The 6,341-nt window shown below is 70.3% G+C and carries 6 protein-coding genes and 1 pseudogene; 1 reads left to right on the top strand and 6 read right to left on the bottom strand.

The annotated features are described in order from the left end of the window. The 6 genes and pseudogenes from carB to pyrR form a co-directional block, all read right to left on the bottom strand. Positions 1 to 743: pseudogene (gene carB, locus ABZ646_RS37585) on the bottom strand (carbamoyl phosphate synthase large subunit); the annotation flags it as partial. After that, on the bottom strand, positions 736 to 1,893 hold the full coding sequence (gene carA / locus ABZ646_RS37580; RefSeq protein WP_360529475.1) for a glutamine-hydrolyzing carbamoyl-phosphate synthase small subunit: 1,158 nt from the start codon (positions 1,891 to 1,893) through the stop codon (positions 736 to 738). The pseudogene carB and the gene carA, both read right to left, overlap by 8 nt. Continuing rightward, on the bottom strand, positions 1,890 to 2,459 hold the full coding sequence (locus tag ABZ646_RS37575; protein ID WP_360529472.1) for a hypothetical protein: 570 nt from the start codon (positions 2,457 to 2,459) through the stop codon (positions 1,890 to 1,892). Before ABZ646_RS37575 ends, carA begins: the two co-directional genes overlap by 4 nt. Continuing rightward, positions 2,456 to 3,742 (bottom strand): dihydroorotase, encoded by a 1,287-nt coding sequence (locus tag ABZ646_RS37570; RefSeq protein ID WP_360529469.1) that lies wholly within the window; start codon positions 3,740 to 3,742, stop codon positions 2,456 to 2,458. The genes ABZ646_RS37575 and ABZ646_RS37570 overlap by 4 nt, the downstream gene beginning before the upstream one ends. Before the next feature lie 5 nt (positions 3,743 to 3,747). Beyond that, positions 3,748 to 4,728, bottom strand: a complete 981-nt coding sequence (locus ABZ646_RS37565) for an aspartate carbamoyltransferase catalytic subunit (protein ID WP_360529466.1) — start codon at positions 4,726 to 4,728, stop codon at positions 3,748 to 3,750. 85 nt (positions 4,729 to 4,813) lie between these two features. Further along, positions 4,814 to 5,389, bottom strand: coding sequence for a bifunctional pyr operon transcriptional regulator/uracil phosphoribosyltransferase PyrR (gene pyrR / locus ABZ646_RS37560; RefSeq protein WP_360529463.1), 576 nt, complete (start codon positions 5,387 to 5,389; stop codon positions 4,814 to 4,816). A 252-nt stretch (positions 5,390 to 5,641) separates the two neighbouring features. Here pyrR and bldD point away from each other — a divergent pair, with 252 nt between their 5' ends. Next, on the top strand, positions 5,642 to 6,145 hold the full coding sequence (gene bldD / locus ABZ646_RS37555) for a transcriptional regulator BldD (protein ID WP_020938842.1): 504 nt from the start codon (positions 5,642 to 5,644) through the stop codon (positions 6,143 to 6,145). Positions 6,146 to 6,341: the final 196 nt, after the last annotated feature.

Below are 6,341 nucleotides of genomic sequence, written 5' to 3'. Positions count from 1 at the left end.
CCCATCGGATCGAAGTTCTCGATGGAGCAGACGACCACCACGTTGTCGTGCTTGTCGCGCATCAGCTCCAGCTCGTACTCCTTCCAACCGAGGATGGACTCCTCCAGGAGCACCTCGGTGGTCGGCGACAGCGTCAGGCCCTGACCCGCGATCCGGCGCAGCTCCTCCTCGTCGTGCGCGAAACCGGAACCCGCCCCGCCCATGGTGAAGGACGGGCGGACGACGACCGGGTAGGCGCCGCCGAGTTCCTCGACGCCCGCGATGACCTCGTCCATGGTGTGGCAGATCACCGAGCGGGCCGACTCCCCGTGCCCGATCTTCTTGCGGACCTCCTCCACGACCTCCTTGAACAGGTCGCGGTCCTCGCCCTTGTTGATGGCCTCGACGTTGGCGCCGATCAGCTCGACACCGTACTTGGCCAGGACACCGTTCTCGTCGAGCGAGATCGCGGTGTTCAGGGCCGTCTGGCCGCCCAGGGTGGGCAGCAGCGCGTCGGGACGCTCCTTCGCGATGATCTTCTCGACGAACTCGGGGGTGATCGGCTCGACATAGGTCGCGTCGGCGATCTCCGGGTCGGTCATGATCGTCGCCGGGTTGGAGTTGACCAGGACGACCCGCAGGCCCTCGGCACGCAGCACACGGCAGGCCTGGGTACCGGAGTAGTCGAACTCCGCGGCCTGGCCGATGACGATCGGGCCGGAGCCGATGACCAGGACGGACTGGATATCGGTGCGCTTAGGCACGCTGGCCCTCCATCGAAACTGTGCTCATCAAAGACGTGAAGCGGTCGAACAGGTAGGCGGCGTCGTGCGGGCCCGCCGCCGCTTCGGGGTGGTACTGCACGGAGAAGGCCGGCTGGTCGAGCAGCTGCAGGCCTTCCACGACGTCGTCGTTCAGGCAGACGTGCGAGACCTCGGCGCGGCCGAACCTGGTCTCGCTGACCTTGTCGAGCGGCGCGTCCACGGCGAACCCGTGGTTGTGCGCGGTGACCTCCACCTTGCCGGTCGTACGGTCCTGGACCGGCTGGTTGATGCCCCGGTGGCCGTACTTCAGCTTGTAGGTGCCGAAGCCGAGCGCGCGGCCGAGGATCTGGTTGCCGAAGCAGATGCCGAAGAGCGGGGTCTTCCGCTCCAGGACGGCGGTCATCAGGGCCACCGGGCCGTCGGCCGTGGCGGGGTCGCCGGGGCCGTTGGAGAAGAACACCCCGTCCGGGGAGACGGCGTAGACGTCCTCCACCGTGGCCGTCGCCGGCAGCACGTGCACCTCTATGCCGCGCTCGGCCATCCGCTGCGGGGTCATGCCCTTGATGCCGAGGTCGATGGCGGCGACGGTGAATCGCTTCTGCCCGACGGCCGGGACGACGTACGCCTCCTTGGTGGCGACCTCCTCGTAGAGGCTGGCGCCCTTCATGTGCGGCTGGGCCTGCACGCGCTCGACCAGCTCGGCGTCGTGGGCGATCGCCTCGCCGGAGAAGATGCCGGACCGCATGGAGCCGCGCTCGCGCAGGTGGCGGGTGAGGGCGCGGGTGTCGATGCCGGAGATGCCGACCACGCCCTGGGCGACCAGTTCGTCGTCCAGGGAGCGCCTGGAGCGCCAGTTGGAGGGCACGCGCGCGGGGTCGCGCACGACGTAGCCGGAGACCCAGATACGGCTGGACTCGTCGTCCTCGTCGTTCCACCCCGTGTTGCCGATCTGGGGGGCGGTGGCGACCACGATCTGGCGGTCGTAGGAGGGGTCGGTGAGGGTCTCCTGGTAGCCGGTCATGCCGGTGGAGAACACGGCCTCGCCGAATGTCTCCCCCACGGCCCCGTAGGCGCGGCCGCGGAAGATCCGGCCGTCCTCCAGGACGAGTACGGCGGGAGCCTTGCCGGTTCCCCTTGTGGAGGTCGTCATCGTTCGGCGCCTTCCGTGCTGTTGGTTTTGATCATGGAGTTGATGGCGTCGACCCACTCGGTGTGCTCGGCCGCGTGGTCGGAGCGGAAACCGGAGTCGATCAGCTTGTCGCCGTGCGCCCAGGTCACCACGAGGAGTCCGCCCTCGGTGAGGACCTTGCCCGCGATGCCCTTGCCCAGCAGGGCCTCGCGGAGCGCGTCGGCGGGGATGAAGAAGTCGCTCGCCCCGGGGCGTACGACGTCCAGGCCCGCGTCGGTCAGGGTGAGCTCGGCCCGGCTGCGGGAGCCGAGGCCTTGGGCCACGATGCGGTCCAGCCACTGCCCGGCGGTGGTGGAGCCGTGGTAGCGGCCGCTCATGGTCAGTCTCACGGCACCGGGGTCGTCCGGCGCGCTGGGCAGCGCGGGCAGGTCGCCCTGGAGGGTGCCGCGCCACTTCCAGCCCTCGCGCATCAGCCAGTAGACGAGCGCGACGAAGAGCGCCAGGCCGACCAGCCAGCCGATGCGCGCGGCCCAGTCGGTGACCGCGGCCGACTTCTTGTCGTCCGCCAGCAGGATGAGAGGTGTCACGTGAGCTTCCCGTCCACGAGCGTCGCCTTGCCCCGCAGCCACGTGTGGGTGACACGGCCCGGCAGCTCGCGTCCCTCGTACGGGGTGTTGCGGCTGCGCGAGGCAAAGCCCGCGGGGTCCACCAGGCCACGGTATTCCGTGTCGACGAGGGTGAGGTTGGCGGGCTCACCAGCCGAGACGGGACGGCCGTGGCCGGCGGCCTGCCCGATGCGCGCGGGCTTGACGGACATCCGGTCGGCGACGCCCGCCCAGGTCAGCAGACCCGTGTCCACCATGGTCTCCTGGACCACCGACAGCGCGGTCTCCAGGCCCACCATCCCCATGGCGGCCGCGGCCCACTCGCAGTCCTTGTCCTCGTGCGGGTGCGGGGCGTGGTCGGTGGCGACGATGTCGATCGTGCCGTCGGCGAGGGCCTCGCGCAGCGCCAGCACGTCGCGCTCGGTGCGCAGCGGCGGGTTGACCTTGTAGACCGGGTTGTACGACCGCACCAGTTCGTCGGTGAGGAGCAGGTGGTGCGGGGTGACCTCGGCGGTGACGTCGATGCCCCGGGACTTGGCCCAGCGGACGATCTCGACGGACCCCGCGGTCGACAGGTGGCAGATGTGGACGCGGGAGCCGACGTGCTCGGCGAGCAGCACGTCGCGCGCGATGACCGACTCCTCGGCGACGGCGGGCCAGCCGCCCAGGCCCAGCTCCGCCGAGACGACGCCCTCGTTCATCTGGGCGCCCTCGGTCAGCCGGGGCTCCTGCGCGTGCTGGGCGACGACCCCGCCGAAGGCCTTCACGTACTCCAGGGCGCGGCGCATGATCACGGCGTCGTCGACGCACTTGCCGTCGTCGGAGAAGACGGTGACCCCGGCGGCCGACTCGTGCATGGCGCCCAGTTCGGCGAGCTTCCTGCCCTCCAGGCCGACGGTGACGGCGCCGATGGGCTGGACGTCGCAGTAGCCGTGCTCCCGGCCGAGCCGGTAGACCTGTTCGACCACGCCTGCGGTGTCGGCGACCGGGAAGGTGTTGGCCATGGCGAAGACGGCCGTGTAGCCGCCGCTCGCGGCCGCGCGGGTGCCGGTGAGGACCGTCTCGGAGTCCTCGCGTCCCGGCTCGCGCAGATGCGTGTGCAGGTCGACCAGGCCCGGCAGCAGCACCTTGCCCGCCGCCTCGACGACCTCGGCGCCCTCGGCGGACAGCCCGGCGCCGACCGCCTCGATGACCTCGCCGTCGATCAGGACGTCCTGCGGCTCACCGCCGAGCACCTTCGCACCACGGATCAGGATCTTGCTCATGGGTCCTACTTCTCCTCGATGGTGCGGGCATGGCTGACGGCGGGTTCGTTGCCGCCGAGCAGGAGGTACAGGACGGCCATCCGGATGGAGACTCCGTTTGCGACCTGCTCGACCACGGTGCAGCGCTCGGAGTCGGCGACCTCGGCGGTGATCTCCATGCCGCGGACCATCGGGCCGGGGTGCATCACGATGGCGTGCTCGGGCATCCTCGCCATCCGGTCGCCGTCGAGGCCGTAGCGCCGCGAGTACTCCCGCTCGGTCGGGAAGAACGCGGCGTTCATGCGCTCGCGCTGCACGCGCAGCATCATCACCGCGTCGGACTTGGGAAGGACGACGTCGAGGTCGTACGACACCTCGCAGGGCCAGCGTTCCACGCCGACCGGCACCAGGGTGGGCGGGGCGACCAGGGTGACCTCGGCGCCCAGTGTGTGCAGCAGGTCGACGTTGGAGCGGGCCACCCGGCTGTGCAGCACGTCGCCGACGAGCGTGATGCGCTTGCCGGCCAGGTCCTGCCCGAGCCCGGCGTCCCGGCCGACGAGCCGGCGGCGCATGGTGAAGGCGTCCAGGAGGGCCTGGGTGGGGTGCTGGTGGGTGCCGTCGCCCGCGTTGATGACGGCGGCGTCGATCCAGCCGGAGTTGGCGAGGCGGTAGGGGGCGCCCGAGGCGCCGTGCCGGATGACGACGGCGTCGACGCCCATGGCCTCCAGGGTCTGGGCGGTGTCCTTCAGGGACTCGCCCTTGGAGACGCTCGACCCCTTGGCGGTGAAGTTGATGACGTCGGCGGAGAGGCGCTTCTCGGCGGCCTCGAAGGAGATCCGGGTGCGGGTCGAGTCCTCGAAGAAGAGGTTGACGACGGTGCGGCCGCGCAGGGTCGGCAGTTTCTTGATCGGCCGGTCGGCGACCCGGGCCATCTCCTCGGCGGTGTCGAGGATCAGGACGGCGTCGTCACGGGTGAGGTCGGCGGCCGAGATGAGATGACGCTGCATCTGTCAGGCTCCGTAGGGCAGTTCACATATCGGGAGATTGCGGGCGGACCTGGGCGCGCCGGACCGGCGCGACCCCCTCGGTCCGCTACTGGGCCGGCTTCGCGCCGAGCAGCACGGTGTCGCGACCGTCCTCCTCGGCGAGCAGGACCTTGACCGTCTCCCGCAACGACGTGGGGAGGTTCTTGCCGACGTAGTCGGCGCGGATGGGCAGTTCGCGGTGGCCGCGGTCGACGAGGACCGCGAGCTGGACCGCGCGCGGGCGCCCGATGTCGTTCAGGGCGTCGAGGGCGGCGCGGATGGTGCGGCCCGAGAAGAGCACGTCGTCGACGAGGACGACCAGCCTGCCGTCGATGCCGTCACCGGGGATCTCGGTGCGGGCCAGCGCGCGCGGCGGGTGCATGCGCAGGTCGTCGCGGTACATGGTGATGTCGAGCGAGCCGACGGGGATCTTGCGGTCGGTGACCTGCTCCAGCTTGGCGGCGAGCCGCCGGGCGAGGAAGACGCCGCGGGTCGGGATGCCGAGGAGCACCACGTCGTCGGCGCCCCTGGCGCGCTCGACGATCTCGTGGGCGATGCGTGTCAGCACCCGCGCGATGTCGGGCCCCTCGAGAACGGGCCGGGCATCGGATGCCTGAAGATCGGGCTTTACCTGCTTGTCCATACGAAACGGACCTCCTTCTCCGCCTCACGGGACGGACCTTAAAGGACGTCGGATTTGCGCCATCCACCGTAGCAGGTGGCCCAGAGCCCTCCGATCACCCCCTTGGCGTAATCGGTCACGGCTCGCACGGAAGAGTCGGTGCGGACCATTCGGCTTGACGCAGGAGAGTAACGCTGCGTAACCTCACAGTGAGTTACCAGCCGCGCGGCGGGAACCAAGCCGGCCGCGTCGACACAGTGTCCGGGGAGCCATATGTCCAGCGAATACGCCAAACAGCTCGGGGCCAAGCTCCGGGCCATCCGCACCCAGCAGGGCCTTTCCCTCCACGGTGTCGAGGAGAAGTCCCAGGGTCGCTGGAAGGCCGTCGTGGTCGGCTCGTACGAGCGCGGCGACCGTGCCGTGACCGTGCAGCGCCTTGCCGAGTTGGCGGATTTCTACGGGGTTCCGGTGCAGGAGCTGCTGCCCGGCACCACTCCCGGCGGTGCCGCCGAGCCGCCGCCGAAGCTGGTCCTCGACCTGGAGCGGCTGGCCACCGTGCCGGCCGAGAAGGCGGGCCCGCTGCAGCGTTACGCGGCGACGATCCAGTCCCAGCGCGGTGACTACAACGGCAAGGTGCTGTCGATCCGCCAGGACGACCTGCGCACACTGGCCGTCATCTACGACCAGTCGCCCTCGGTCCTCACCGAGCAGCTGATCAGCTGGGGAGTCCTCGACGCGGACGCCCGTCGCGCGGTGGCCACCCACGAGGACGCCTGACCCGCACCACACCTGAGCAGAAACGTGCCGCCGGGGTGGCCGGAACTCGACAGTTCCGGTCGACCCGGCGGCTTTGTCACTGCGCGACGAGCCCCAGACGGCCGTCAGCCGCCGACGAACCGCACCACCCGCCCCCGTGGGCACAAGAACGCCGGAAGGCCCGCAGCGAGCGGCTGCGGGCCTTCCGGCGTTCCGT

Origin of the sequence: Streptomyces sp. NPDC007162, from assembly GCF_040634175.1 — a bacterium.
Taxonomy (GTDB): Bacteria; Actinomycetota; Actinomycetes; order Streptomycetales; family Streptomycetaceae; genus Streptomyces.
This window is presented reverse-complemented; position numbering and strand designations above follow the sequence as displayed.